Below are 25,817 nucleotides of genomic sequence, written 5' to 3' on the forward strand. Positions count from 1 at the left end.
TTTTTATATGCTGTCTTCTGTAAACCTGGCAATGTCATCAGGTTTGCCATTAACCTCGGGCGTGAATCGCGCCCTGGTCATTTCAACGCTGTTCCTCCAACCGCAGCGTCCAGTGGACGTAGCTCTGCCAGTGGCTTTCCTGCTCCAGCGCCTCGGCGCGCAGCGGATGCTGTTCCAGCCAACCCGGCGGCAAGATCACCGTCAGTTCATCGTCCTGATTGGCGCGCAACCGCACCGCCGGCAGCGTGTCATCGCGGCGGCGGCTGGCGAAGATGATCGCCAGGCGCAAAATGCGGCACAGACGCTGCGCAGTGCGCGGCGGCAGGGCGTTTTGCTGGTTCAACAGCGACAGGTCGAGGGGGTTGCTCTGGTTTTGCAGCAGGGTGGCCAGCAGTTTTTTCTGCGCCGGGGTAAAGCCGGGTAAGTCCAGATGGCGGATCAGGTAGGCGGCGTGTTGCGGCGCCTGCTTGAAATCGACGCTGAGGCCGAGTTCGTGGATCAGACTGGCGCTGTGCAACAGCTCGCGACATCGCGCATCCAGCTGCCACTCGTTGGCGACCTGCTGCGAGAAGTTGGCGGCGAGTTGGCTGACGCGTTCGGCCTGCTCGGTGTCGATCAGGTAGCGGCGCTGCAGGTTGCGGATGGTGCGGATGCGAATATCCTGCTCCACCGGCAGATGCAGCATGCCGTAAACCAGGCCTTCACGCAGCGCCCCGCCGGCCAGCATCATGCTTTCGATGCCCAGTTCCTGGAAGATGGCCAACAGAATGGACAGGCCGCTCGGGAACACCAGCGCGCGCTCCAGCGTCAACCCTTCGATCTCCAGCTCTTCCAGCTTGCCGCACTGAATGGCGCGCTGTTTCAGCTGGCGCAGCTTGGGCAGGGTGATGCGCTCATCCATGCCTTGCGCCACCATGATCTCCTGCAGCGCCTGTACGGTGCCGGAAGCGCCGACGCAGATCTGCCAACCTTGCTGGCGCAGCTGCGGTGCGATCGGCCGCACCATTTCGCGCGCGGCCTGTTCGGCGCGCTCGAAGTTTTCTTGCCCGAGGTTGCGATCGCTGAAGTAGCGCTCCAGCCAGGTGACGCAGCCCATCGACAGGCTATACAGCTGCGATGCCTGTGCGCCGGTGCCGGTGACCAGTTCGGTGCTGCCGCCGCCGATGTCGACGACCAGCCGCCGATCCGGCCCGCCGGTGGTGTGCGCGACACCGTGATAAATCAGCCGTGCTTCTTCTTCGCCGCTGATCACCTGTACCGGGCAGCCGAGGATTTGCTCGGCTGCCTGCAGGAACTCATCGGCGTTGGACGCCAGGCGCAGCGTGGCGGTGGCGACGACGCGGATCTGCTCGCGCGGAATGTCCTGCAGGCGTTCGGAGAACAGCCGCAGGCACTGCCAGCCGCGTTGCATGGCCTCATGCGACAGGTGATTGTTCTGATCCAGCCCGGCCGCCAGGCGCACCTTGCGCTTGATCCGCGCCAGGGTCTGAATGCTGCCGGCCACCTCGCGCACCACCAACATATGGAAGCTGTTGGAGCCGAGATCGATGGCAGCATAAAGCGTGCTGGAGCTGAGCATGGCGATCAGCTCGAGCGTTTACGGTTGTTGCGCGGCGCGCCGCCGCGACGAGGCGCGGAGTTGCGACGTGGGCCGTTGCCGCCGCGCGGGCGCGACAGGCGTTTCGGCGCCGGCAGATCGGTCAGCAGCGCATCGCTATTGTACTTGCTTACCGGAATGCTGTGGTCGATATAGGTCTCGATCGCCGGCAGGTTGAGCGCGTACTCTTCACACGCCAGGCTGATGGAGTGGCCGCTGGCGCCTGCGCGGCCGGTACGGCCGATGCGGTGCACGTAGTCTTCGCAATCGTCAGGCAGATCGTAGTTGAAGACGTGGGTGACGGCAGGAATGTGCAGACCGCGCGCGGCGACGTCGGTGGCGACCAGGATGTCGAGGTTGCCCTTGGTGAAGTCGTCAAGGATGCGCAGGCGTTTTTTCTGCGCCACGTCACCGGTCAGCAGGCCCACGCGGTGACCGTCGGCGGCCAGATGGCCCCAGATGTCTTCGCAGCGGTGCTTGGTGTTGGCGAAGATGATGGCGCGATCCGGCCACTCTTCTTCGATCAGCGTCTGCAGCAGGCGCATTTTTTCTTCGTTGGACGGGTAGAACAGCTCTTCTTTAATGCGGTGGCCGGTTTTCTGTTCCGGTTCCACTTCAACATATTCGGCGTTGTTCATCTGCTCGAAGGCCAGCTCGCGTACGCGATAGGACAGGGTGGCGGAGAACAGCATGTTCAGGCGTTGATCGGCCGCAGGCATGCGGCGGAACAGCCAACGGATGTCTTTGATAAAGCCGAGATCGTACATGCGATCGGCTTCATCCAGCACGACAACCTGCATCGCGCCGAGATCGACATAGTTCTGCTTGGTGTAATCGATTAAACGGCCGGTGGTGCCAATCAGAATGTCCACGCCGCTTTCCAGCACTTTCAGCTGTTTGTCGTAGCCGTCGCCGCCGTAGGCCAGGCCCAGTTTCAGGCCGGTGCTCTGGGAGAGCGCTTCTGCGTCGGAGTGGATTTGCACCGCCAGTTCACGCGTAGGCGCCATGATCAAGGCGCGCGGCTGATTGGTCTGGCGATCCTGTTTCGCCGGGTGAGTCAGCAAATAGTGAAAAGTAGACGCCAAAAACGCCAGCGTCTTTCCGGTACCGGTTTGCGCCTGACCTGCAACGTCACGCCCGGAGAGCGTGAGCGGCAATGCTAACGCCTGGATGGGCGTGCAATTGTGAAACCCTTTTTTCTCAAGGGCTTCAAGGACTAACGGGTGCAGGGCGAAGTCGGAAAACTTCTGTTCAGTCAAGTGTGTTTTGCTCATAGTGTGGTAGAATATCAGCTAACTATTGCTTTACGAAAGCACATCCGTTGAAATAAACGCGGTGCAATAAAATCACCTTGAGTTGGTTAATGCTACACCAACAAGGTAGACATAATCCTGTGGAGTAGAACATGAGCGATAAAATTATTCACCTGACTGACAGCAGCTTCGACGCTGACGTGCTGAAAGCGGAAGGGCCGATCCTGGTCGATTTCTGGGCTGAATGGTGTGGGCCGTGCAAGATGATTGCTCCGATTCTGGATGAGATTGCCGAAGAGTTCGAAGGCAAACTGACCATCACCAAGCTGAATATCGATCAGAACCCGGCTACCGCGCCCAAGTACGGTATCCGTGGCATCCCTACGCTGTTGCTGTTCAAGAACGGTGAAGTGGCCGCGACCAAGGTTGGCGCGTTGTCCAAAGGTCAGCTCAAAGATTTCCTGAACGCGAATCTGTAATCGGGCGGGAAGCCCAGTATCAGGCGCCTGGCGGTGATGTTCAATTCACCGCTAGACGCCTGCCAAGAAGCGTGTTAAGTTTAACCACACTGCATATAGAACTTGCCCGAAGTTTTAAATCTAAAGAGTTTGAATCTAAAGCTATACTCTGTGTCGAATCACTGGCGTTGAAAGTAAACTGAACTCAGCCCGTGTTTTGGCAATCAAACGGTTTTGCAAAAATCATTTTTAAGGTACCTTCGATCTTCAACCGTCAATGCGTGCGCCCGATGTAAGCCATTTCTTACCGCGACGGCTCTGCGCCCGGTGATCGAACGTCCAGTAAACAGGCACGCATCTCGCTGCCATACCATTCACGATACAAGTTCGAGACATACCCCGAGTTTAAGAACCCACCACTATGAATCTTACCGAATTAAAGAATACGCCGGTTTCTGAGCTGATTACTCTCGGCGAAAATATGGGGCTGGAAAACCTTGCCCGCATGCGCAAGCAGGACATTATCTTCTCCATTCTGAAGCAACATGCGAAAAGCGGAGAAGATATCTTCGGCGACGGCGTGCTCGAGATATTGCAGGATGGATTCGGTTTCCTCCGCTCTGGAGACAGTTCCTACCTCGCCGGTCCCGACGACATCTACGTATCCCCTAGCCAAATCCGCCGCTTCAACCTCCGCACAGGTGACACCATTTCCGGTAAGATTCGCCCGCCAAAAGAAGGCGAGCGCTATTTTGCCCTGTTGAAAGTCAACGAAGTCAACTACGACAAGCCGGAAAACGCCCGCAGCAAGATCCTGTTCGAGAACCTGACGCCGCTGCACGCCAATTCCCGTCTGCGGATGGAGCGCGGCAATGGTTCGACCGAAGACCTGACGGCGCGCGTACTGGATCTGGCGGCACCGATTGGCCGTGGCCAGCGCGGCCTGATCGTGGCGCCGCCGAAAGCCGGTAAAACCATGCTGCTGCAGAATATTGCGCAGAGCATCGCCTACAACCACCCAGACTGCGTGCTGATGGTGCTGCTGATCGACGAACGTCCGGAAGAAGTGACCGAGATGCAGCGTCTGGTGAAAGGCGAAGTGATCGCATCGACCTTCGACGAGCCGGCTTCGCGCCACGTGCAAGTGGCCGAAATGGTGATCGAGAAGGCCAAGCGCCTGGTTGAGCACAAGAAAGACGTGATCATTCTGCTCGACTCCATCACCCGTCTGGCGCGTGCCTACAACACCGTGGTACCGGCTTCCGGCAAGGTGCTGACCGGTGGTGTGGACGCCAACGCCCTGCATCGTCCGAAGCGTTTCTTCGGTGCGGCGCGTAACGTGGAAGAGGGCGGCAGCCTGACCATCATCGCGACCGCGTTGGTCGATACCGGTTCGAAGATGGACGAAGTGATCTACGAAGAATTCAAAGGTACCGGCAACATGGAATTGCACCTGGCGCGTAAAATCGCCGAGAAGCGCGTATTCCCTGCGATCGATTACAACCGCTCCGGTACCCGTAAAGAAGAGCTGCTCACCACTTCCGAAGAGCTGCAAAAAATGTGGATCCTGCGCAAAATCATTCACCCGATGGGTGAGATTGACGCGATGGAGTTCCTCATTAATAAGTTGGCGATGACTAAAACCAACGATGAATTCTTCGATATGATGAAACGCTCATAATTCGTTAAAAAATTCGCTGAACGCCACGCCTAGTCGTGGCGTTTTTCGCTTTTGGCGGATACGATAAGTAGCAGTAATGGAAAAGTAAGTTGTTTCCTCGACTTATTGAGAATTCATCTTGTTTGTCGGTCGGCTCGGTGCCGGTCGGCTTTGCTGCTGTCGTTTTGTCAGCCGATGCGAAGAAAATAGGCATGAATCACCGTTGTCATAGGAAATGACCGAAAGGTGGCGGGGGTCGATGGCACAAGCTATTGCCCGTGGTAAGCTGCCTTATCTTCTACAGAGATCTGTTAACTGTGAACTTACTCACTATGAGTACTGAAATTCTATTTGTTTTCCTGTTTTCTTTGGCTTTTCTCTTTGTTGCCCGCAAGGCGGCAAAACGTATTGGTCTGGTAGATAAACCCAATTATCGCAAACGCCATCAGGGGCTGATTCCACTGGTCGGCGGTATTTCCGTTTATGCCGGATTGTGCTTCGCGTTTTGGATTTCCGAACAACCTATCGCGCACGCCAAGCTTTATCTTACCTGCGCCGGCATTCTGGTGTTTGTGGGCGCGCTCGACGATCGTTTCGACATCAGCGTTAAAATCCGCGCCCTGGTGCAGGCGTTGGTCGGCATCGCCATGATGGTGTTCGCCGGTCTGTATCTGCGCAGCTTCGGCCATGTACTGGGTGATTGGGAGATGTTGCTGGGGCCGTTCGGCTATCTGGTGACGCTGTTCGCAGTATGGGCGGCGATCAACGCCTTCAACATGGTCGACGGCATTGATGGCCTGCTGGGTGGGCTGTCGTGCGTCTCCTTCGGCGCGCTGGGTCTGTTGCTGTACCTGAGCGGCCACCATGAGATGGCGTTCTGGTGCTTTGCGATGATCGCTACCATCGTTCCCTATATTTTGCTCAACCTCGGCATTCTCGGCCGCCGTTATAAGGTGTTCATGGGGGACGCTGGCAGTACCCTGATCGGCTTTACCGCCATTTGGCTGCTGCTGCAAAGCTCGCAGGGCAAGGCACACTCGATTAATCCGGTGACCGCACTGTGGATCATCGCTATTCCGCTGATGGACATGATAGCAATCATGTATCGTCGTTTACGCAAGGGGATGAGCCCCTTCTCTCCCGATCGTCAACATATTCACCACCTGATCATGCGAGCCGGCTTTACGCCGCGGCAGGCTTTTGTGTTGATTACCCTGGCGGCCGCATTGCTGGCGGCGGTTGGCGTGATCGGCGAACGCCTGACTTTTATCCCAGAGTGGGTTATGTTGGCATTATTCTTGCTTGCTTTCTTCCTGTACGGTTACTGCATCAAGCGCGCCTGGCGGGTTGCGCGGTACATTAAGCGTATCAAGCGTCGTCTGCGGCGTTCGAGCGATAACAAGCAAGTATCTTAACCAGAGGCTTTTTGGCTGTGATGAATCCAGAAACAACGTCTGACAAGCATACCCCGGCGGTGGATAACGAACTCGATATCCGCGGCCTGTGCTGCACCCTGTGGCGCGGCAAACCGTGGATTATCGGCATTGCGGTGCTGTTCGCGGCGGTCGCGCTGATCGTCTCTTATCTGGTAAAGCAAGAATGGAGCGCGACCGCAATCACCGACAAACCCACGGTGAATGCGCTGGGCGGTTACTACTCCCAGCAGCAGTTCCTGCGCAATCTGGATGTGCGCACGCTGCCGGCGACGGCCGGCGATCAGCCGAGCATCGCGGACGAAGCCTACAATGAGTTCATCATGCAGCTGGCGGCTTACGATACGCGTCGCGATTTCTGGCTGCAGAGCGATTACTACAAGCAACGTCAGGAAGGGGATGCCCGCGCGGATGCGGCGCTGCTCGACGAGCTGATCAACAACATCCTGTTCACGCCGCGCGACGACAAGAAAGTGCCGAACGACGGCGTGAAGCTGACGGCGGAAACTGCCGCGGACGCCAACCGCCTGCTGCGTCAATACGTGGCCTTCGCCAGCCACCGCGCTGCCCTGCACCTGAACGAAGAGATCCAGGGGGCGTGGGCCGCTCGCACTACCTCAATGAAGGCGCAGGTCAAGCGGCAGGAAGCGGTGGCGGAGTCGGTTTACAAGCGCGAGCTGAACACCACGCAGCAGGCGCTGAAAATCGCCGAAAGCCAGGGGATCAGCCGCGCGCAGACCGACACTCCGGCCGAGCAACTGCCGGATTCGGATCTGTTCCTGCTGGGCCGGCCAATGCTGCAGGCGCGTCTGGAAGGCCTGCAGGCCTCCGGCCCGACCTATGACCTGGATTACGATCAGAACCGCGCGATGCTGGCGACGCTGAACGTTGGCCCGACGTTGGATGAGAAGTTCCAGACCTATCGTTATTTGCGCACGCCGGAAGAGCCGGTAAAACGCGACAGCCCGCGCCGGGTATTCTGGCTGATTCTGTGGGGCGCGATGGGCGCTTTGGTTGGCGCGGGCGTTGCCTTGGCGCGTCGGCCGCGTAGTTAAAAAATAATATAATAATCTGATGCAGGGCGCGTGAACGCCCGATTCGCAGGCGGGGCCTGCGATTAACCGACCAAAAGAGAGTCGCTGTGAAAGTGTTGACTGTTTTCGGCACCAGACCTGAAGCCATCAAAATGGCACCGCTGGTACATGCACTGGCCCAGGATGAGGCTTTTGACGCAAGAGTCTGCGTAACGGCGCAGCATCGTGAGATGTTGGATCAGGTATTGCGGTTGTTTGAGATCACGCCGAATTACGACCTGAACATCATGAAACCCGGCCAGGGGCTAACGGAAATCACTTGCCGCATCCTGGAAGGGCTGAAAGGGGTGCTGGAAGACTTCAAACCGGACGTGGTGCTGGTGCATGGCGATACCACCACCACGCTGGCGACCAGCCTGGCGGCGTTCTATCAACGCATCCCCGTCGGGCATGTCGAGGCCGGGCTGCGTACCGGCAATCTGTATTCTCCCTGGCCGGAAGAGGCCAACCGCAAACTGACCGGCCACCTGGCGATGTACCATTTCGCGCCAACCGAGAACTCGCGCCAAAATCTGTTGCGCGAACTGCTGCCGGACAACCGTATTTTCGTGACCGGCAATACGGTGATCGACGCGCTGTTCTGGGTGCGTGACCGCGTGATGAGCGATGCCGCGCTGCGGGCTGGCCTGGCACAGCGTTATCCGTTCCTCGACGCCGACAAGAAACTGATCCTGGTCACCGGTCATCGCCGCGAAAGCTTTGGCGGCGGCTTTGAGCGAATTTGCAGCGCGCTGGCGGAGATCGCCCGCAATCACCCGGAAGTACAGGTGGTGTATCCGGTGCATCTCAATCCGAACGTCAGCGAGCCGGTGAATCGCATTTTGAAAGGCATCGACAACGTCATGCTGATCGAGCCGCAGGATTATCTGCCATTTGTCTATTTGATGACCCAGGCTTACATGATCCTGACCGACTCCGGCGGCATTCAGGAAGAGGCGCCATCGTTAGGTAAACCGGTGCTGGTGATGCGCGACACCACCGAACGCCCGGAAGCGATAGATGCGGGCACGGTGCGTCTGGTTGGCACCGATGTGGCCAAAATTGTTGAAGCGGTGACCCGGCTGTTGACGGACGAAAGCGAATATCACGCGATGAGTCGGGCGCATAACCCATACGGTGACGGACATGCCTGTCAGCGTATCCTCGAAGCTTTAAAGAATCATCAGGTGACACTATGAGTTTTGACACTATTTCGGTTATCGGCCTGGGTTATATCGGCTTGCCAACGGCGGCGGCGTTTGCTTCCCGCAAGAAAAAAGTGGTGGGTGTAGATGTTAACCAACATGCGGTAGATACCATTAACCGCGGCGCGATCCACATCGTCGAACCGGATCTGGACAAAGTGGTCAAGGACGCCGTCGACGGCGGTTTCCTGCGGGCGGTGACCAAACCGCTGGCGGCCGATGCGTTCCTGATCGCGGTGCCTACGCCGTTCAAGGGCGATCACGAGCCGGATCTGGCCTATGTCGAAGCGGCGGCGAAATCGCTGGCGCCGGTGCTGAAAAAAGGCGATCTGGTGATCCTGGAGTCCACCTCGCCGGTGGGGGCCACCGAACAAATGGCGGACTGGCTGGCGCAGGCGCGCAGCGATCTCAGCTTCCCGCAGCAAGCGGGCGAAGCGGCGGACGTGAATATCGCCTACTGCCCGGAGCGCGTGTTGCCGGGGCAGGTGATGGTGGAGCTGATTCAAAACGACCGCGTGATCGGCGGCATGACGCCGAAGTGCTCGGAACGTGCCAGCGCGCTGTACAAGATTTTCCTCGAGGGCGAATGTGTGATCACCAACTCGCGCACCGCCGAGATGTGCAAGCTGACGGAAAACAGCTTCCGCGACGTAAATATCGCCTTTGCCAACGAACTGTCGTTGATCTGCGCTGAGCAGGGGATCAACGTCTGGGAACTGATCCGCCTGGCGAACCGCCATCCGCGGGTGAATATTCTGCAGCCGGGGCCGGGTGTCGGCGGTCACTGCATTGCCGTCGATCCGTGGTTTATCGTGGCGCAGAATCCGCAGCAGGCGCGCCTGATCCACACCGCACGCCTGGTGAACGACGGCAAACCGCTGTGGGTGGTCGATCGGGTGAAAGCGGCGGTGGCCGATTGTCTGGCCGCCACCGACAAGCGCGCGTCCGAGGTGAAAATTGCCTGCTTCGGCCTGGCCTTCAAACCGAATATCGATGATTTGCGTGAAAGCCCGGCGGTAGAAGTGGCGCACCTGATCGCCGAATGGCACGTCGGCGAAACGCTGGCGGTGGAACCGAACGTCGAACAGTTGCCGAAGTCGTTGGCCGGCCATGTGACGTTGACGCCAATCGCGGAAGCGTTGCAGCAGGCCGATGTGATCGTGATGTTGGTCGATCACCAGCAGTTCAAGGCCATCCGGCCGGAAGATGTAAAACAAACATGGGTTGTTGATACCAAAGGAGTATGGCGTTGAAACGTATTTTAGTGACCGGTGGTGCCGGTTTCATTGGCTCCGCGGTTGTGCGGCACATCATCGAGGCCACCGGCGATAGCGTGGTGGTGGTGGATAAGCTGACCTATGCCGGTAACCTCGAGTCGCTGGCGGTGGTGGCCGAGAGCGAGCGCTATGCTTTCGAGCAGGTCGACATCTGCGATCGTGCCGAGCTGGATCGGGTATTTGCCCAGTATCAGCCGGACGTGGTGATGCACCTGGCGGCGGAAAGCCACGTCGATCGCTCTATCGACGGCCCGGCGGCCTTTATCGAGACCAACGTGGTGGGCACTTACACTATGCTGGAAGCGGCGCGCCATTACTGGCAGCCGTTGGCAGCGGAGAAGAAACAGGCTTTCCGTTTCCATCATATCTCCACCGACGAAGTGTACGGCGACCTGCACGGCACCGACGATCTGTTCACCGAAACCACGCCGTATGCGCCGAGCAGTCCGTATTCCGCCTCCAAGGCGTCGAGCGATCATCTGGTGCGCGCCTGGTTGCGCACCTACGGTTTGCCGACCCTCGTGACCAACTGCTCGAACAACTACGGCCCTTATCACTTCCCGGAGAAGCTGATCCCGTTGGTGATCCTGAATGCGGTGGCCGGCAAACCGCTGCCGGTATACGGCAACGGCGCGCAGGTGCGCGACTGGCTGTATGTCGAGGATCACGCGCGCGCGCTCTATCAGGTCGTGACCGAAGGCGTGGTAGGCGAAACTTACAATATCGGCGGCCATAACGAGCGCAAGAATATCGAAGTGGTGCAGACCATTTGCGATCTGCTGGAAGAACTGGCGCCGAACAAGCCGCAGGGCGTGGCGAACTACCGCGATCTGATCACTTACGTGAAGGATCGCCCGGGCCACGATATGCGTTACGCCATCGACGCCGGCAAAATCGATCGTGAGCTGGGCTGGCGGCCGCAGGAAACGTTCGAAAGCGGCATTCGCAAGACGGTAGCCTGGTATTTGGCTAACGAAACCTGGTGGCGCCGGGTGCAAGACGGCTCTTATGCCGGCGAGCGTTTGGGGTTGTCAGATTAATTTAACGCCGCGCGCGCTTTGCGGCGGCGCGGCGGGTTTTGGAGTACGTATGAAAGGTATTATTCTGGCCGGCGGTTCCGGTACGCGTCTGCATCCGATTACTCGCGGCGTGTCAAAGCAACTGCTGCCGATTTATGACAAGCCGATGATCTATTACCCGATGTCGGTGCTGATGCTGGCGGGGATCCGCGACATTTTGATCATCTCAACCCCGGAAGATCTGCCGTCCTTCGAGCGTTTACTGGGTAACGGCGAACAGTTCGGCGTCAATCTCAGCTACGCTGCGCAGCCTAAGCCGGAAGGTTTGGCGCAGGCGTTTCTGATCGGCGAGGAGTTTATCAACGGCGATTCTTGCTGCCTGGTGTTGGGAGATAATATCTTCTTCGGCCAATCTTTCAGCCCGAAATTAAAAACCGTCGCGGCCCGCACCGAAGGTGCCACCGTGTTCGGTTATCAGGTCATGGATCCTGAGCGCTTTGGCGTCGTGGAGTTTGACGACAACTTCCGTGCGCTGTCGATCGAAGAAAAACCGAAGAAACCGAAATCCGATTGGGCGGTGACCGGCCTGTACTTCTACGATAGCCAGGTGGTGGAGTTTGCCAAGCAGGTGAAACCTTCCGAGCGCGGCGAGTTGGAAATTACCAGCATCAACCAGATGTATCTGGAGCGCGGTGAACTGACCGTCGAGCTGTTGGGGCGTGGTTTCGCCTGGTTGGACACCGGGACTCACGACAGTCTGCTGGAAGCCAGCAGCTTCGTGCAGACGGTAGAAAAACGCCAGGGCTTTAAAATCGCCTGTCTGGAAGAGATTGCCTGGCGTAACGGTTGGCTGGATGATAAGGAACTGAAACGCGCCGCCACTTCATTGTCCAAAACGGGCTACGGCAAGTATTTGCTGGATCTGCTGCATGCGCGTCCACGCCACTATTGAGCCTTTGTCATGGGAAAGCGAGTTTTTCGCGCTCGACAGCGCGAAACTCGGCTTTTCCTCCTCGGCTCCGGCGCTTGCCGAGGCCGATCTGGCGGCTTATAACCTGGTGCAGGCCAAAATTCCCGCGCAGCACCTCGCGTTGGCGGACGGCCTGGCTGATTTTGGATTTCGCCTGGTTGAGGGCGAAGTCGATCTGGTTCTGGCTCTTGAGAGTGATCTAGCGGTTGAACCGGGTTCCGCCGCCCAGATCTCCCGTCTGGCAACCGAGGCCGATATCCCGGCATTGCGCACCGCGGCGGCTCAGGCGTTCACCGTCAGCCGCTTTCGCGCACCCTGGTATCAACCTGATGACAGCGGCCGGTTTTATGCTTTGTGGATCGAAAAGGCCGTTCTGGGCACCTTTGATCATCAATGCTTGCTGGTGCTGGATAGCCAGGGGCAACCCGAAGGCTTTGTCAGCCTGCGTGACATTGGCGGCCAGGAAATGCGCATTGGCCTGTTGGCGGCGTTCCCCGGCGCATCCGGCCGGGGCGTGGGCGCCAGGCTGATGACGGCGGCGATCGCCGAATGTCGGCAGCAGGGGATGCAGCGCCTGCGGGTTGCGACCCAGGTGGGCAATATCGCCGCATTACGACTCTATCAACGACAGGGTGCCGTGATTGAAAGCACCGCGTACTGGCTATACAGAGGTAGACATGATTCCATTTAACGCTCCACCGGTTGTTGGCACTGAACTGGAATATATGCAGGCTGCCATGGGCAGCGGCAAATTGTGCGGCGACGGCGGTTTCACCCGCCGCTGCCAGCAGTGGATGGAACAGCGTTTCGACAGCGCGAAAGTGTTGTTGACGCCTTCCTGCACCGCGTCGTTGGAAATGGCCGCCATTCTGCTGGATATCCAGCCGGGTGACGAAGTGATCATGCCAAGCTTTACCTTCGTTTCCACCGCCAACGCCTTTGTGCTGCGCGGCGCCAAAGTGGTGTTCGTCGACCTGCGTCCAGACACCATGAACATCGACGAAACCAAAATCGAAGCGGCGATCACCGATAAAACCCGCGCGATTGTGCCGGTGCACTATGCCGGCGTGGCCTGCGAGATGGATACCATCATGGCGCTGGCGAAGAAATATAACCTGTTCGTGGTGGAAGATGCCGCGCAGGGCGTGATGTCGACCTACAAAGGCAAGGCATTGGGCACCATTGGCCATATCGGCTGCTTCAGCTTCCATGAAACCAAAAACTACACCGCCGGCGGCGAAGGCGGCGCGACGCTGGTGAACGATCCGGCCCTGATCGATCGGGCGGAAGTCATCCGCGAAAAAGGCACCAACCGCAGCCAGTTCTTCCGTGGCCAGGTAGACAAATATACCTGGCGCGACATCGGTTCCAGCTATCTGATGTCCGACCTGCAGGCCGCCTACCTGTGGGGCCAGCTGGAAGTGGCGGAGCGCATCAACCAGCGCCGTTTGGCTCTGTGGCAGAAGTACTACGACAGCTTCCTGCCGTTGGCCCGCTCAGGCCGCATCGAACTGCCGGTAATCCCGGCCGACTGCGTGCATAACGCGCACATGTTCTATATCAAGTTGCGCGATATCGAAGAGCGCACGGCCTTTATCGACTACCTGAAGGAAGCCGAAATCATGGCGGTGTTCCACTATATCCCGCTGCATGATTGCCCGGCCGGCGAACGCTTTGGCCGCTTTGCCGGCGAAGATCGTTACACCACGCAGGAAAGCGCGCGTCTGGTGCGCTTGCCGCTGTTCTACAATATGTCTGATGTCAATCAGCGTACGGTAATCAATACCATCCTGAGTTTCTTTGCCTGATATGTCGTTGGCAAAAGCATCGATATGGACCGCCGGCTCCACGCTGATCAAAATCGGCGTGGGGCTGTTGGTGGTGAAACTGCTGGCGGTGGCGTTTGGCCCCAGCGGGGTGGGGCAGGCGGGTAACTTCCGCCAGTTGATTACCGTGCTGGGCGTGCTGTCCGGCGCGGGCATTTTTAACGGTATCACCAAATACGTGGCGGAGTACCACCAGGATCCGCAGCGTCTGCGTCTGGCGGTGGGCACCGCGTCGAGCATCGTGCTGGGCTTTTCAACCTTGCTGGCGCTGGTGTTTCTGTTCGCCGCCGAACCGATTAGCATCGGGCTGTTCGGGCATGCCGATTACGTCGATGTGGTGCGCGCCGTCGCTTTCATTCAGATGGGCATCGCCTACGCCAACCTGTTTATGGCGGTGCTGAAAGGCTATCGCGACGCGATGGGCAATGCGCTGGCGGTGATCGGCGGCAGCCTGATCGGCGTGGTGGCTTATTACCTGTGCTTCAAGCTGGGCGGTTATGAAGGCGCGCTGGCGGGGCTGGCGCTGGTGCCGGCGTTGGTGGTGCTGCCGGCCGGGCTGATGCTGTGGCGGCGCAAAACGCTGCCGCTGCGCTATTTGGCGCCGCGCTGGGACAAACTCGTGGCCGGCAACCTCGGCAAGTTCACCGTCATGGCGCTGATCACTTCGGTGACGCTGCCGGTGGCCTATGTGATGATGCGTAACCTGTTGGCCGCGCATTACGGTTGGGATGAAGTGGGGATCTGGCAGGGCGTCAGCAGCATTTCCGATGCCTATCTGCAGTTCATCACCGCCTCGTTTACCGTCTATCTGCTGCCGACGCTGTCGCGGCTGACGGACAAGGGCGCCATCTCGCGGGAGATCGTGCGCTCGTTGAAATTCGTGCTGCCGGCGGTAGCGGCGGCGAGCTTTACGGTGTGGCTGCTGCGTGATTTCGCCATCTGGCTGCTGTTCTCGGACAAATTCGTCGCCATGCGCGATCTGTTTGCCTGGCAGCTGGTGGGCGACGTGCTGAAAGTCGGGGCTTATGTGTTCGGCTATCTGGTGATCGCCAAAGCGTCGCTGCGCTTCTATATCCTGACGGAAGTCAGCCAGTTTCTGCTGCTGACGCTGTTCTCGCACTGGCTGATCCCGCTGCACGGCGCGTTGGGGGCGGCTCAGGCCTATATGGCAACCTACATCGTGTATTTCGCGCTCTGTAGCTGCGTATTTCTTATCTATCGTAGACGAGTATGACCACACTGATTCACGTTCTGGGATCCGATATCCCGCATCATAACCAGACGGTGCTGCGCTTCTTCAACGACGTGCTGGCGCCGCGTTTGCCGGCTGAGCAGACGCGGCATTTTATGGTGGCGGCCAAGGATGTGGCGGCACTGGGTGATTTCCCCGCCCTGAACATTGAGCCCTACGCAGACAAGAAAAGCCTGGCGGCGGCGGTCATCGCGCGCGCTCAGGCCGATCGCGATGCGCGCTTCTTCCTGCACGGCCAGTTCAATCCGGGGCTGTGGCTGGCGCTGCTGAGCGGCAAGATCAAGGCGCGTCAGGTCAGTTGGCATATTTGGGGCGCCGATCTGTATGAAGACGCCACCAGCTGGAAATTCCGGCTGTTCTATTTGCTGCGCCGCATTGCGCAGGGGCGAGTAGGGAACGTGTTTGCTACCCGCGGCGACGTGATTCACTACCAGCAGCGCCATGCGCGGGTGCCGGCCTCGCTGCTGTACTTCCCGACCCGCATGGATCCGGCGCTGACCGACGTTCACGTCGAGAAAAACCTGGCCGGGCCGATGACGATTCTGGTCGGTAACTCCGGCGATCGCAGCAATCGGCATATCGAAGCGCTGCAGGCGATTCATCAGCAGTTCGGCGCCGACGTGCGCGTGATCCTGCCGATGGGCTATCCGGCCAATAACGACGCCTACATCGAGCAGGTGCGCGCCGCCGGGTTGCCGCTGTTCGGCGAGAAAAACCTGCAGCTGCTCACGCAGCAGGTGGCGTTTGAGGACTACCTCAATATTCTGCGCGCCTGCGATCTCGGCTATTTCATTTTCAATCGCCAGCAGGGGATTGGCACCTTGTGCCTGCTGATTCAGTTCGGCGTGCCTTTCGTGCTCAGCCGGCAAAACCCGTTCTGGCAGGATTTGGCGGAACAGCATCTGCCGGTGCTGTTCTACGGCGATTCGCTGGACGAGGCGGTGGTGCGTGAAGCGCAGCGTCAGCTGGCGGCGGTGGATAAACAGGCGATCGCCTTCTTCAATCCGAACTATGTCGACGGTTGGCAGCAAGCCCTGGCGTTGGCGGCGGGAGAGCACTCATGACGTTGGCGCAATTCGGCGGCCTGTTCGTCGTCTATCTGGTCAGCCTGACGTTTATCCTGACGCTGACCTATCAGGAGTTTCGGCGCGTGCGCTTTAACTTCAACGTCTTCTTCTCGCTGCTGTATTTGCTGACGTTTTATTTCGGTTTTCCTTTGACCTGCCTGCTGGTGTTCCAGTTTGACGTCGAGGTGGTGCCGGTGGAGTTTCTGCTGTACGCCCTGCTGTCGGCGACGGCGTTTTACGCCATCTATTACGTTACCTACAAGACCCGGCTGCGCAAGCGCCGCATGCAGCCGCGCGCTGCGCTGTTTACCATGAACCGGGTGGAAACCCATATGACCTGGGTGCTGCTGGCGTTGGTGGCGATCGGTACCGTTGGGATCTTCTTCATGCAGAACGGCTTCCTGCTGTTCAAGCTCAATTCCTACAGCCAGATTTTCTCCAGCGACGTGTCCGGCGTGGCGCTCAAGCGGTTCTTTTACTTCTTCATTCCGGCGATGCTGGTGGTCTATTTCCTGCGGCAGGATCTGCGCGCCTGGTTCTTGTTCCTGGTGGCGACGGTGGCGTTCGGCATTCTGACCTACGTGATCGTCGGCGGCACCCGCGCCAACATCATCATCGCCTTCGCGCTGTTCCTGTTTATCGGCATCGTGCGCGGCTGGATCACACTGTGGATGCTGGCGGCGGCGGGCATATTCGGCGTGGTCGGCATGTTCTGGCTGGCGTTGAAGCGCTACAGCCTGGACGTCAGCGGCGCGGAGGCGTTTTATACCTTCCTCTACCTGACCCGCGATACCTTCTCGCCGTGGGAAAACCTGGCGCTGCTGTTGCAAAATTACGACAAGATCGATTTCCAGGGCCTGGCGCCGATCTTGCGTGATTTCTACGTCTTTATCCCTACCTGGCTCTGGCCCGGCCGGCCGGACGTGGTGCTGAACTCGGCCAACTACTTCACCTGGGAAGTGCTGAACAACCACTCCGGGCTGGCGATTTCGCCGACGCTGATCGGTTCGCTGGTGGTGATGGGCGGCGCGCTGTTTATCCCGCTCGGCGCGATTCTGGTGGGCATGATCATCAAGTGGTTCGACTGGCTGTATGAGCTGGGCAAAACCGAGCCGAACCGCTATAAGGCGGCCATTCTGCAGGGGTTCTGCTTCGGCGCGGTGTTCAACATGATCGTGTTGGCGCGGGAAGGGGTGGATTCATTCGTGTCGCGCGTGGTGTTCTTCTGCATTATTTTCGGCGCCTGTCTGGTGCTGGCGAAGTTGCTGTATTGGCTGTTCGATACCGCCGGGCTGATCAAGGCCAGAGTGACGCGCACCCGCGCGCTGGCGTCGCCGCCTCGGGCCAACGGTCTTTTGTAAGGGTAATGAGAACGATGGAAGCAAAGATTTCGGTGCCGCAGTATGAGCTGCGCGGTTTCAGCCTGTGGGGCTTTCGCGATATGGCGCACTGCATGGACTTTTTGTTCGACGGCGGCCGGGTAAAACAGGGCACGCTGGTGGCCATGAACGCGGAAAAGATCCTGAAGGCGGAAGAGGACCAGGCGCTGCATGCGTTGCTGGATGAGGCGGAGTACAAGTACGCAGACGGCATCAGCATGGTGCGCTCGATTCGCCGCAAATACCCGGCGGCGGACGTTTCGCGCGTTGCGGGCGCCGATCTGTGGGAAGCCTTGATGCAACGCGCCGGCCGTGAAGGCACGCCGGTCTTCCTGGTCGGCGGCAAGCCGGAGGTTTTGGCGGAAACCGAGCAAAAGCTGCGCAGCCAGTGGAATGTCAACCTGGTGGGCAGCCAGGACGGCTACTTCAAACCGGATCAGCGCGAGGCGCTGTTCGAGCGTATTCGTGCCAGCGGCGCCGCGATCGTGACGGTGGCGATGGGATCGCCGAAGCAGGAGATTCTGATGCGCGACTGCCGCAAGGTGCATCCGCAGGCGCTGTATATGGGCGTGGGCGGCACCTACGACGTCTTTACCGGCCATGTGAAGCGTGCGCCCAAGGTGTGGCAGAACCTCGGTCTGGAATGGCTCTACCGCCTGCTCAGCCAGCCCAGCCGCATCGGCCGGCAGTTGAAGCTGTTGAAGTTTGTCGGCTACTACTACAGCGGCAAGATGTAACCCCTCATCCGGGGCGGAAAGTGCTGTTCCGCCCCGGTCTGCTGTACCAATAATCTGCTTTTGCACGTTTCTCCCGCATATCTATAACCCTCGGCCCTAAACGTCGTCGCATTTATTCCATAAAGTTTTAAATTGCGGTTTGCTTATAGCGGCGAAATGCGAAACGATACCGCCCGGAAATTATCCCTGGCCGCTGAAGCTTGATGCGACAGCGCTGAACGATGTCCTTCTCACGGTCACTTCGCTCCGACAACCCGTTGATGCCAATCCGATCGGCAGGGGATGATTTATTCTTTTAATAATGACAATAACGACCGGCAGCGGCCGGCAGGCAAACACGACCCGAGAAAAATTATTGAGGATTTATGGCACACAAAGAGAAACCGCAAGGGCTACACCGGGGCCTTGAGGCCCGGCATATCGAGCTTATCGCTCTGGGGGGCACCATCGGTGTCGGCCTGTTTATGGGCTCGGCCAGTACGCTGAAATGGGCGGGGCCGTCGGTGCTGCTGGCTTACATTATCGCCGGGCTGTTCGTGTTCTTCATTATGCGTTCGATGGGGGAAATGCTGTTCCTCGAGCCGGTCGCCGGGTCGTTTGCCGTTTACGCGCATAAGTACATGAATCCCTACTTCGGTTACCTGACCGCCTGGGGCTACTGGTTTATGTGGATTGCCGTCGGCATTTCTGAAATCACCGCCATCGGGGTGTATGTGCAGTTCTGGTTCCCGGAAATACCGCAGTGGGTGCCGGCGCTGATCGCCGTAGCGATGGTCGCGTTGGCCAACCTGGCGGCGGTGCGCCTGTACGGTGAGCTGGAGTTCTGGTTTGCCATGATCAAGGTGACCACCATCATCGTGATGATTCTGGTGGGGCTGGGGGTGATCTTCTTCGGCTTCGGCAACGGCGGTGAACCTATCGGTTTCGCCAATTTGACGGCGCACGGCGGTTTCTTTGCCGGCGGCTGGAAAGGCTTCCTGTTTGCGCTGTGCATCGTGGTGGCGTCCTATCAGGGGGTTGAACTGGTGGGCATCACCGCCGGGGAAGCCAAGAACCCGCAGGTGACGCTGAAACGCGCGATCAACAATATCCTGTGGCGCATCCTGATCTTCTATGTCGGTGCGATCTTCGTCATTGTCACCATCTTCCCGTGGAACGGCATCGGCACCACCGGCAGCCCGTTCGTGCTGACCTTCGCCAAGATCGGCATCGTTGCCGCCGCCGGCATCATCAACTTCGTGGTGTTGACCGCCGCGCTCTCCGGTTGCAACAGCGGCATGTACAGCGGCGGCCGCATGCTGTACGCCCTGGCCAAGAACCGCCAACTGCCGGCGGCGTTGACCAAGCTTTCCGCCAGCGGCGTGCCGGTGAACTGCATCGCCGTCACCATCGGCTGCCTGTTAGTGGGCTCCGCGCTGAACTACATCATCCCGAATCCGGAGCAGGTGTTCGTTTATGTCTACAGCGCGAGCGTGCTGCCGGGCATGGTGCCGTGGTTCGTGGTGCTGATAAGCCAACTCTATTTCCGCCGCGCCCATAAGGAAGCGATCAAAAACCACAGCTTTAAGTCGATCATGTTCCCGTATGTGAACTATCTGACCATTGCTTTTCTGGTTTGCGTGCTGGTCGGCATGGGAATCAACCCGGATACGCGCATTTCCCTGCTGGTCGGGGCGATTTTCTTAGCCGGCGTCAGCCTGTGCTACTTCGCTTTCGGCATGCACAAGAAACATCATCCGGTTGAAAATCGGGTAGAAACGCGCCAATAAACGGCGAAAAGGGGCTACGGAGTGCGCTTTTGTGCGCGGGAGTGAGCAAAGCGTAATCAAACGCAACATTTCTGCGAAAAAGCACTAGACAGGATTGGCGTAAATCCGTAGTATCCCCTCCCGCAACGGCGCTACGCGCCCGTAGCTCAGCTGGATAGAGCGCTGCCCTCCGGAGGCAGAGGTCTCAGGTTCGAATCCTGTCGGGCGCGCCATTAAGTTTGTGCGCAGGAGCTGCGGTGGTATATTACCGCGTGAGTAAGAAGTAGTAATGGTGGCTATAGCTCAGTTGGTAGAGCCCTGGATTGTGATTCCAGTTGTCGTGGGTTCGAGTCCCATTAGCCACCCCACTTCCTGACGAAGTGACGATTTAGCAGTATTTTGTGACAGTGCGAAGGTGGCGGAATTGGTAGACGCGCTAGCTTCAGGTGTTAGTGTTCTTACGGACGTGAGGGTTCAAGTCCCTCTCTTCGCACCACGCAAAATATCTGATAAATATAAGATTTATATAGACAATGGTCTGATAAATCGGGTAGTATGAGCAATACAAATCGGCGAGTAGCGCAGCTTGGTAGCGCAACTGGTTTGGGACCAGTGGGTCGGAGGTTCGAATCCTCTCTCGCCGACCACTTTCAAAAAAACCGACGCAAGTCGGTTTTTTTACGCCTGCAGTTTATGAGGATGAGCACCTCCGCAGGAGGTTCGAGCCTCGCGAAGCGAGACAACGTTGCTTTAGCAACGGCCCGCAGGGCGCGCATCAAAGATGCGCGTAATCCTCTCTCGCCGACCACATTCGAAAACCTGCTTTTTAAAGCAGGTTTTTTTTCGTCTGCAGTTTATGAGGATGAGTACCTCCGCAGGAGGTTCGAACCTCGCGAAGCGAGACGAAGGTAGGCCCGTGCAGCAATGCGCGGGCTTTTTGCGTATCTAAGGATGGGCACTTTGTCTCTGTCGGCAAGCGTGTTGGTTTTCAGCGACAGAGCCATCCAGCGCTGTCGTCAGGTTGAGACAAATAATTGATTGATTTAAAAAGATAAAATGGGCTTTGGCTTAAGTCGTCGTTTTGAGGCGACATTCTTATTACGGCTGCTGGCATGGAATGCCAGAGAGTGGCATATAACAGGAAAGACAGGGTTAAATTAAAAATTAATATATTTCAATGCATTGAGACCCGTTTTTTATTGGGAATGGCCTTAGCCTTAAAGTTGGCACGCCAAGTGCAATATCAATAGCGTAGATGCTCATTCCACCTCTTATGTTCGCCTTAGGCCTCATAAACCCTGGGAATGACGCAGAGCCGATTTAGGGTGCCTATCGCCCACGAGAACGATGACTAACCCGTCATCACGCTCAGGGCAAAACGTTGAGTGAGGCACCGCCCCTGTTGTCCTAGACCTGATTGCTTCTTTATACACTTGCCCTGCGGCAAGTGTTTTTTTTTGCGCCTCAGGATGTTAACTGGCAAAAAAAAGCGCGGCATCAAGAGCCGCGCTGTTCTTCAATCGTGCAGGGCGCTATTCGCCGCCGTTCTGTTTCAGCGTCAACATCAGTCCTTCGCGCCGCATCTGCGCCGCTTCATCCGAACGATGCAGTTTTTCCAGCGTATCGGCCAACCAGGCGTAGTCGTAGGCATCCGGGCGCTGTTTCAGCGCTTCGCGGAAGACGTCGGCCGCCTGCTGCCACTCGCCGTGTTTCATCAGCAGCTGCCCCAGCGTGCTGTTCAGCAGCGGCGTCGCGCCGTGCTGCTTCATCTGCTGGCGCAGCGCTTTCTCCAACTGCTCGGGATTGCCGGACTTCAGCCGCGGCAGCAGCAGCACCAGGCGCTCGTCGTATTGGCGCTTCAGGCTGTCGAGCACGATCTCCTGCGCCAGTTCGTGGTCGTTGCATTCGATCAGGTGTTCCACCATCGCGATTTGCAGCGGCACTTCGTGACGCGTCTTGCGGCTCTGATCTTTCCACCAGCGCTTCAGGCCTTCGCTGCCTTCGTCCGCCATCGCCTGATTCATCAGCCCGATATAAGCCTGCTGCTGCAATGCCTGCAGTTGCTCTTCGCTGTGGAGTTCGATTTTACGCATCGACGGCAGCACTTCCAGCAGCGACGCATAGGCGCCGGTGCGCAGATAGGCTTGTTCCGCCAGGCGCAATACTTCCGGATGACGCGGCGCCTGGTTCAGCAGGCGATCGACGCCGTGGCGCGCGGCGTGGTTCTCGCCCTGTGCCAGCTGGATGCGAACCCGGGTGATATCCACCGGCAGCTGATCGGTGTCGGCCGCTTCGGCAGCGCGCTCCAGATATTGGTTGGTGCGGAAGTCATCGCCGCGTTGCTGTGCGGCCTCGGCGGCCAGCAGGTAGTTCACCACCGGCTGTTCGGCGTGATCGGCGTTGCGCGTCATCAGCTTCTCGACCTGCTTGTAGTCGCCTTCCGCCAGCTTGATCAGCGCGGCTTTGGTTTGCTGGCGCGCGCGAGTGCGCTTGCGGCCGATAAACCAACCGCGCGTGCGGGCGCCGGTGCGGAAGAGACGGCGCAGGATCCACTCGATCGCCAGCAGCACCACGAACAGCAGCACCAGCATGATCGCCAGGCCGGTGACGCTGGTTTCGATATTGTAGTTGTCGGTCTGGATCAGCACATAGCCTTGATGCCCGGCCAACATCGGCCCGAGCACCACGCTGGCGATCACCACCAGGAACAGAAATAGCACGCGTAACATGGCTTAACCCTCCTGGTGAGCGGCAGGGGACTGGGTCATCAGGTTGCGCACCCGGGTCTGCATCACTTTTTCCAGCAGCGGCTGGCTTTTCAGCTGATCCGGCACGTCCATCGAGATCGACTGTTGGCTCAGGCTGTCCAGCTCTTCCAGGAAGGCCTTGGTCGCCGGATCGGTGGTGTCGAAATAGGCGCGCACCCAGGTGGAGACGGTTTCCAGCGATTGCTTGTAGGTCTCGTTCTGGTGGCGCGGAATGGCCTGTGCGGCCACCAGCAGGCGCGAACGGATGTTTTCGCGCAGGTAGATGTCCTGGTTCGGCGCCAGCAGCGGTTCGGCGCTGGCGTCGCGGCGGCGGATGGTAATGAAGTCGGCCATGAAATTGCGCCAGCTCTTGGCCAGGTTCTGCCGCCACTCGGCGATCGAACCGGAGAGCTCGCTGCTGTTTTGATCCATCGGCGCTTCGTCGGTGTCGTTGTCCGCCAAGCGCAGGTTATCCACCTGATTGGACAGCTGATTGACCTTGAGGATGATGCCGTCGTAATCGACCTGGGTCAGCGTAGCAAGCGTGCCGATGTCTTCGGTAATGGCGCGGCGCACGTCGAGCAGGCTAGGATCGTTCATGTCCGCCAGGCTGGCGTCGGCGCTTTTCAGCAGCGCGGCGGCGCTGGTCACGTCCTGATCGCTCCACAGCTTGCGGCCGGCCATTTTCACCAGGAAATCGGCCTGCGCCAGCAGCCAGGTTTTGGCGTCGCTGCCGGAGATGGTCGCCACTTTTTCCTGCAGCTCGCTCAGTTGGCGCGCGAGGTTAGCCTGCTCGCGATCGGCGGCGTCCAGGGTTTTACCCTGCTGCTGCAACAGGCCTTCCAGCGCATTTCTTTCCTGCTGCTGGCTCTGCTTCACGCCTTCAAGCTGCTGCTGCAGCGCCTGATTGGCGGCGATCAGCTGTTGCGCCTGCTGGTGCGTGTGGTAATAGCCGCCCGCGCCGAGGGCGATGACCAGCACGATAGCGATCGCGCCGAGCACCGGGCCGGTGTTCTTGCCTTTGCGGCTGGCAGCGGCTGGCTGCTGGGAGCTCTCAACCGCGGTGGTTGGCTCTTCAACCGGGGCGGATGGGGTATTTTGTTCCGTCATAGTGGCACATCCCATAGTCAGATTATTGTAGCGCGCGGATCAGCGCGTCATTATCGGCGTTGTCAGCTACCCGAATCGTACGCCAGCCCAAATCCCGGGCGAGGGTAGCCAGGCGTTCGCTCACTACTACCAGGCGGCAACGCAGCAGCCATGAAGAACGATAGTAATCAGGAACTAAAGTATAGAGCTGTTGTAACATTTCACCGCTGGTCACCACCAGCGTATCCACACCGGCGCGCTGCCAGTGGGCGCTCTGCTCGCTGCCGTCGTAGTGCACCGGGCTGCGTTGATAGCATTCATAATAGCTGACGTCGGCGCCGCGCTCGCTCAGCGTCGTGCCCAGCAACTCGCGGCCGCCGTTGCCGCGCAAAATCAGCGCGCGTTTGCCCGCCAGCTTTTGCAGCGCCGGCAGCAGCAGCAGCGTTTCGCTGATCTCGCGTTCGCGCGGGTATTCCACCGGCAAACTGCTGATGCGGTGCAGCGCCAGCCCGGTGGTGCGGCCGATGGCGTAATAAGTCAGGTGCGCGGGCCAGCTCAGCCCGGCGCGGCCGATGACCGAATCGGCATAGTTCACCGAATGCTGCGACAGCACGAACACCAGATCGCCGGCGTTCAACTGCTGCAACGCCTGCGGCAGCTGCGGCAGATCGCCACCGGGGGCGAAGTCGATCAGCGGTGCATGATAGGCAACCCGGCCGAGTGCGCGCAGCCGGCTCACTAACTGCTCTCCCGAAGGCGATGGGCGGGTTACCAGGATCGTCATGCCGGCGGATTTCCCTGATAAACTTCGCGCAGGATCTCGCGCGCGCCGCGCGCCAGCAGCTCTTCCGCCAGCTCAACGCCCATCCGTTCGGCCTCGGCGGCCGGGCCGCGGCGCTCGCCGCGCACCATCTGGCTACCGTCCGGCGCGCCGACCAGGGCACGCAGCCACAGGCTGTCGCCATCCAGTTCGGCATAGCTGCCGATCGGCACCTGGCAGCCGCCTTCCAGACGGGTGTTCATCGCCCGTTCGGCGCGCACGCGTGTTTCGGTGGCCGCATGGTTCAGCGGCGCCAGCAGCGCGCGGGTGACGCTGTCGTCGAGACGGCATTCAATGCCGACCGCACCCTGGCCGACCGCCGGCAGGCACTCTTCGGCGCTCAGCGGGCTGCGGATGCGTTGCTCCAGCCCCAGGCGTTTCAAGCCGGCCACCGCCAGAATAATTGCGTCATAGTCGCCGTTGTCCAACTTGGCCAGGCGAGTGCCGACGTTGCCGCGCAGGTCGCGCACGATCAGATCCGGGCGGCGTTCACGCAGCTGGCACTGGCGGCGCAGGCTGGAAGTGCCGACCACGCTGCCCTGCGGCAGTTGATCGAGCGAGGCGAAACGGTTGGAAACAAAAGCGTCGCGCGGATCTTCGCGTTCGCAAATGGTGGTCAAACCCAGGCCGGCGGGGAAATCGACCGGCACGTCTTTCATCGAGTGCACGGCGATGTCGGCGCGGCCTTCCAGCAGCGCCAGCTCGAGTTCTTTAACAAACAGGCCTTTACCGCCGACTTTCGCCAGCGGCGTATCCAGAATAACGTCGCCGCGCGTCACCATCGGCACCAACTCGACCTGCAGGCCGGGATGGCTGGCCATCAGACGTTGCTGCACATAATGTGCTTGCCAGAGTGCAAGCGGGCTTTGTCGGGTGGCAATTCGAATAATTTTGTCTAACATGCTTGTTACCGTTTTTATATTTCGCCATCCATCCTACCACTGAGAGCCAATACTGTCAGTGCAAGAAGCCGGAGGCGGAAAAAGGACAACGGAATCAAAGGGACGTGTGATGTGCTTTGGGGCAGTTAACACTGCGGGTAAATCGTTTAGGGAAGCGCTACAATAATTGTGAAGCGTTACCTCCTTTACGGTCAATCAGCAAGGTGTTAAATTGATCACGTTTCCAGCAATAAGTCGCCAAATATTCTTCTTACACTAACGGCGCTTATGGAATACGGGTTTTTTTCTAAACACCGGGATAATCA

At 58.7% G+C, this 25,817-nt stretch carries 21 protein-coding genes, 4 tRNA genes and 1 other RNA gene; 20 read left to right on the plus strand and 6 right to left on the minus strand.

Annotated elements, in window-relative coordinates; translation table 11 throughout:
* Nucleotides 1-82: 82 nt before the first annotated feature.
* Nucleotides 83-1,579 carry an exopolyphosphatase gene (ppx, locus tag ACJ8PI_RS19140; protein WP_033636627.1) on the minus strand — a complete coding sequence of 499 codons (1,497 nt, stop codon included), beginning with the start codon at nucleotides 1,577-1,579 and terminating at the stop codon, nucleotides 83-85.
* A 5-nt stretch (nucleotides 1,580-1,584) separates the two neighbouring features.
* Complete coding sequence (gene rhlB / locus ACJ8PI_RS19145) at nucleotides 1,585-2,871, minus strand: ATP-dependent RNA helicase RhlB (protein WP_004934183.1); 1,287 nt, start codon at nucleotides 2,869-2,871, stop codon at nucleotides 1,585-1,587.
* 131 nt (nucleotides 2,872-3,002) lie between these two features.
* Here rhlB and trxA point away from each other — a divergent pair, with 131 nt between their 5' ends.
* The 20 genes from trxA (at nucleotide 3,003) to ACJ8PI_RS19245 (ending at nucleotide 20,762) form a co-directional block, all read left to right on the plus strand.
* Nucleotides 3,003-3,329 carry a thioredoxin TrxA gene (trxA, locus tag ACJ8PI_RS19150; RefSeq protein WP_033636629.1) on the plus strand — a complete coding sequence of 109 codons (327 nt, stop codon included), beginning with the start codon at nucleotides 3,003-3,005 and terminating at the stop codon, nucleotides 3,327-3,329.
* 400 nt (nucleotides 3,330-3,729) lie between these two features.
* On the plus strand, nucleotides 3,730-4,989 hold the full coding sequence (gene rho / locus ACJ8PI_RS19155) for a transcription termination factor Rho (protein ID WP_004934188.1): 1,260 nt from the start codon (nucleotides 3,730-3,732) through the stop codon (nucleotides 4,987-4,989).
* 296 nt (nucleotides 4,990-5,285) lie between these two features.
* Nucleotides 5,286-6,383: a UDP-N-acetylglucosamine--undecaprenyl-phosphate N-acetylglucosaminephosphotransferase gene (gene wecA / locus ACJ8PI_RS19160; RefSeq protein WP_049233749.1), complete on the plus strand. Its 1,098-nt coding sequence runs from the start codon at nucleotides 5,286-5,288 to the stop codon at nucleotides 6,381-6,383.
* A 20-nt stretch (nucleotides 6,384-6,403) separates the two neighbouring features.
* A complete protein-coding gene (gene wzzE / locus ACJ8PI_RS19165; RefSeq protein WP_033636634.1) occupies nucleotides 6,404-7,456 on the plus strand; it encodes an ECA polysaccharide chain length modulation protein in 1,053 nt (350 codons plus the stop codon).
* A gap of 86 nt (nucleotides 7,457-7,542) precedes the next feature.
* Complete coding sequence (gene wecB / locus ACJ8PI_RS19170) at nucleotides 7,543-8,673, plus strand: non-hydrolyzing UDP-N-acetylglucosamine 2-epimerase (RefSeq protein WP_041037227.1); 1,131 nt, start codon at nucleotides 7,543-7,545, stop codon at nucleotides 8,671-8,673.
* The gene (wecC, locus tag ACJ8PI_RS19175; RefSeq protein WP_049195650.1) at nucleotides 8,670-9,932 is read left to right on the plus strand and encodes a UDP-N-acetyl-D-mannosamine dehydrogenase; all 1,263 of its coding nucleotides are present in this window, start codon (nucleotides 8,670-8,672) and stop codon (nucleotides 9,930-9,932) included. The genes wecB and wecC overlap by 4 nt, the downstream gene beginning before the upstream one ends.
* Nucleotides 9,923-10,996 (plus strand): dTDP-glucose 4,6-dehydratase, encoded by a 1,074-nt coding sequence (rffG, locus tag ACJ8PI_RS19180; RefSeq protein WP_172905242.1) that lies wholly within the window; start codon nucleotides 9,923-9,925, stop codon nucleotides 10,994-10,996. Before wecC ends, rffG begins: the two co-directional genes overlap by 10 nt.
* A gap of 49 nt (nucleotides 10,997-11,045) precedes the next feature.
* Nucleotides 11,046-11,927 (plus strand): glucose-1-phosphate thymidylyltransferase RfbA, encoded by an 882-nt coding sequence (rfbA, locus tag ACJ8PI_RS19185; protein WP_047569833.1) that lies wholly within the window; start codon nucleotides 11,046-11,048, stop codon nucleotides 11,925-11,927.
* A complete protein-coding gene (rffC, locus tag ACJ8PI_RS19190; protein ID WP_164134569.1) occupies nucleotides 11,905-12,636 on the plus strand; it encodes a dTDP-4-amino-4,6-dideoxy-D-galactose acyltransferase in 732 nt (243 codons plus the stop codon). The genes rfbA and rffC overlap by 23 nt, the downstream gene beginning before the upstream one ends.
* On the plus strand, nucleotides 12,623-13,753 hold the full coding sequence (gene rffA, locus ACJ8PI_RS19195; RefSeq protein ID WP_164134570.1) for a dTDP-4-amino-4,6-dideoxygalactose transaminase: 1,131 nt from the start codon (nucleotides 12,623-12,625) through the stop codon (nucleotides 13,751-13,753). The genes rffC and rffA overlap by 14 nt, the downstream gene beginning before the upstream one ends.
* A gap of 1 nt (nucleotide 13,754) precedes the next feature.
* Entirely contained in the window at nucleotides 13,755-15,005 is a 1,251-nt protein-coding gene (gene wzxE, locus ACJ8PI_RS19200) for a lipid III flippase WzxE (protein ID WP_033654009.1), read from the plus strand.
* On the plus strand, nucleotides 15,002-16,087 hold the full coding sequence (locus tag ACJ8PI_RS19205; RefSeq protein ID WP_033649866.1) for a TDP-N-acetylfucosamine:lipid II N-acetylfucosaminyltransferase: 1,086 nt from the start codon (nucleotides 15,002-15,004) through the stop codon (nucleotides 16,085-16,087). The genes wzxE and ACJ8PI_RS19205 overlap by 4 nt, the downstream gene beginning before the upstream one ends.
* Nucleotides 16,084-17,451, plus strand: a complete 1,368-nt coding sequence (gene wzyE, locus ACJ8PI_RS19210) for an ECA oligosaccharide polymerase (RefSeq protein ID WP_060439286.1) — start codon at nucleotides 16,084-16,086, stop codon at nucleotides 17,449-17,451. The genes ACJ8PI_RS19205 and wzyE overlap by 4 nt, the downstream gene beginning before the upstream one ends.
* A gap of 14 nt (nucleotides 17,452-17,465) precedes the next feature.
* Entirely contained in the window at nucleotides 17,466-18,206 is a 741-nt protein-coding gene (gene wecG / locus ACJ8PI_RS19215) for a lipopolysaccharide N-acetylmannosaminouronosyltransferase (RefSeq protein WP_033636645.1), read from the plus strand.
* Between the two features lie 365 nt (nucleotides 18,207-18,571).
* Nucleotides 18,572-19,975: a bifunctional threonine/serine APC transporter ThrP gene (thrP, locus tag ACJ8PI_RS19220; RefSeq protein ID WP_033649864.1), complete on the plus strand. Its 1,404-nt coding sequence runs from the start codon at nucleotides 18,572-18,574 to the stop codon at nucleotides 19,973-19,975.
* 135 nt (nucleotides 19,976-20,110) lie between these two features.
* Nucleotides 20,111-20,187: transfer RNA gene (locus tag ACJ8PI_RS19225), tRNA-Arg, on the plus strand.
* A gap of 59 nt (nucleotides 20,188-20,246) precedes the next feature.
* Nucleotides 20,247-20,322 (plus strand) — tRNA-His (locus tag ACJ8PI_RS19230).
* A 41-nt stretch (nucleotides 20,323-20,363) separates the two neighbouring features.
* Nucleotides 20,364-20,450, plus strand: a tRNA-Leu gene (locus tag ACJ8PI_RS19235).
* Between the two features lie 74 nt (nucleotides 20,451-20,524).
* Nucleotides 20,525-20,601: transfer RNA gene (locus tag ACJ8PI_RS19240), tRNA-Pro, on the plus strand.
* A gap of 32 nt (nucleotides 20,602-20,633) precedes the next feature.
* Nucleotides 20,634-20,762: non-coding RNA, RtT sRNA (locus tag ACJ8PI_RS19245), on the plus strand.
* A gap of 724 nt (nucleotides 20,763-21,486) precedes the next feature.
* Here ACJ8PI_RS19245 and hemY read toward each other — a convergent pair.
* From hemY to hemC, 4 genes are read right to left on the minus strand one after another with little or no spacing between them, the layout of a single operon-like run.
* On the minus strand, nucleotides 21,487-22,683 hold the full coding sequence (hemY, locus tag ACJ8PI_RS19250) for a protoheme IX biogenesis protein HemY (RefSeq protein WP_033649634.1): 1,197 nt from the start codon (nucleotides 22,681-22,683) through the stop codon (nucleotides 21,487-21,489).
* 3 nt (nucleotides 22,684-22,686) lie between these two features.
* On the minus strand, nucleotides 22,687-23,811 hold the full coding sequence (hemX, locus tag ACJ8PI_RS19255) for a uroporphyrinogen-III C-methyltransferase (protein WP_033636648.1): 1,125 nt from the start codon (nucleotides 23,809-23,811) through the stop codon (nucleotides 22,687-22,689).
* A 22-nt stretch (nucleotides 23,812-23,833) separates the two neighbouring features.
* Complete coding sequence (gene hemD / locus ACJ8PI_RS19260) at nucleotides 23,834-24,574, minus strand: uroporphyrinogen-III synthase (protein ID WP_033636649.1); 741 nt, start codon at nucleotides 24,572-24,574, stop codon at nucleotides 23,834-23,836.
* Nucleotides 24,571-25,512 carry a hydroxymethylbilane synthase gene (gene hemC, locus ACJ8PI_RS19265; RefSeq protein WP_041037210.1) on the minus strand — a complete coding sequence of 314 codons (942 nt, stop codon included), beginning with the start codon at nucleotides 25,510-25,512 and terminating at the stop codon, nucleotides 24,571-24,573. The genes hemD and hemC overlap by 4 nt, the downstream gene beginning before the upstream one ends.
* Nucleotides 25,513-25,817 lie beyond the last annotated feature (305 nt).

The sequence above is a fragment of the Serratia sp. CY82433 genome, assembly GCF_052166535.1.
Taxonomy (GTDB): Bacteria; Pseudomonadota; Gammaproteobacteria; order Enterobacterales; family Enterobacteriaceae; genus Serratia; species Serratia sarumanii.